Origin of the sequence: Bradyrhizobium sp. BRP19, assembly GCF_020194195.1 — a bacterium.
Taxonomy (GTDB): domain Bacteria; phylum Pseudomonadota; class Alphaproteobacteria; order Rhizobiales; family Xanthobacteraceae; genus Bradyrhizobium; species Bradyrhizobium yuanmingense.
Genome location: NZ_JADYVZ010000073.1, coordinates 1 through 1,375 on the forward strand (window position 1 = coordinate 1; position 1,375 = coordinate 1,375).

At 60.4% G+C, this 1,375-nt stretch carries 1 protein-coding gene; it reads left to right on the plus strand.

The window, feature by feature from the left end; genetic code table 11:
* Positions 1-101 precede the first annotated feature (101 nt).
* Positions 102-1,121 carry an IS110 family transposase gene (locus tag I6F36_RS38540; protein ID WP_225143525.1) on the plus strand — a complete coding sequence of 340 codons (1,020 nt, stop codon included), beginning with the start codon at positions 102-104 and terminating at the stop codon, positions 1,119-1,121.
* The last annotated feature ends 254 nt before the right edge of the window (positions 1,122-1,375 follow it).

Genomic DNA, 1,375 nt, shown 5'->3' on the forward strand with positions numbered 1-1,375 from the left:
CGGAAGAGATGGGGTATTCGGTCCCGATCGCCTGACCTATTTGCTGCGCGGCACGTTTTGACTGACGATCATGGACCAACTCTATCCGAAGGAGAAGCGTCATGATCTACGTCGGCCTCGATGTTTCGCTGAATTCCGTTGCGGTATGTGCGGTGGACGAGACCGGAAAGCTTATCCGGGAGGGAACGACGTTGGCGGACGCGCCATCGATTGTGCAGTACCTCGAACCATGGGCTGGTCAAGTTCAACGGGTGGGCCTTGAGGCAGGACCGACGTCAGAATGGCTGACCGCAAATCTAATCGAACTGGGGCTGCCGGCCGTCAGTTTGGAAGCCCGCCAGGTTAAGGCGGCACTTTCGGCCATGCCGGTGAAGACCGATCGGAATGACGCCCGTGGGATCGCGCAGGTGGTGAGAACGGGATGGTTCAAGCCTGTTCACGTCAAGAGCATCGGCAGCCAAAGGGCGCGGACGCTGGCCGCGGCTCGCAAGCATATCGTCCGCTCCATCGCTGCCACAGAGCAAGTCATCCGCGGACTTCTGCGTCCGCTCGGTCTCAAAGTCGGAATCGTCTCGCGGACTCTGTTCGCGACGCGAGTTCGTGAGTTGGTCGGCGATGACGCCTTGCTGGAGGCGATCATGAATCCACTGCTTGCCGGACGCGAAGCGCTGATGCGGGAGTACGCCCGACTGCATCGTCTGGTTCTGAAGGCCGTGCGCAGTGACCCGGCTTGTCGGCTCTTGATGACAATGCCGGGGATCGGCCCGGTCTCTGCGTTGACCTTCCGCTCCACTGTGGACGATCCCAGGCGATTCCTGCATTCCCAATCTGTCGGCGCCTATCTCGGGTTGACGCCCCGGCGATACCAATCTGGCGAGGTTGATCGGGTGGGACGGATCACAAAAGTCGGAGATGGAGAGACGCGCACAGCCCTGTTCGAAGCTGCCAACGTCGTTCTCAGGCCATCAACCCGATGGTCTCCGATGAAGGCCTGGGCGGTGCGTGTTGCCCACCGGCAAGGAAGCAAGCGTGCGAAGGTCGCGCTGGCCAGAAAGATGGCTGTCGTCCTTCACCGAATGTGGGTTGATGGAACCGAATTCCGATGGACGGCGGTGGCGTAAGGACGCCATCGTCATCCCGAGAGACGCCCGTCGCGGGGCGTGGGGATGGTCGAGTTCGTATGATCTGTCGTGGCGTCCGCCCTCCAGGTCGGGTGACTACGCCGAAGAGCTTGAACCGACCATTCAACCGAATCCCATCGTGTGGCGGCTTTGCCGACCACGAACAGAAGCAAGGTACCCGCGGCACGCGCTCTTAAGGGATTGACAGAAGCAGACCGAATACAGAAGCAGATCATCGGGATTTTGAAGGAGCA

Bases quoted from the DNA above. Each gene is read 5' to 3' on its own strand.
- I6F36_RS38540 (WP_225143525.1), top strand. From the start codon at position 102: ATGATCTACGTCGGCCTCGATGTTTCGCTGAATTCCGTTGCGGTATGT.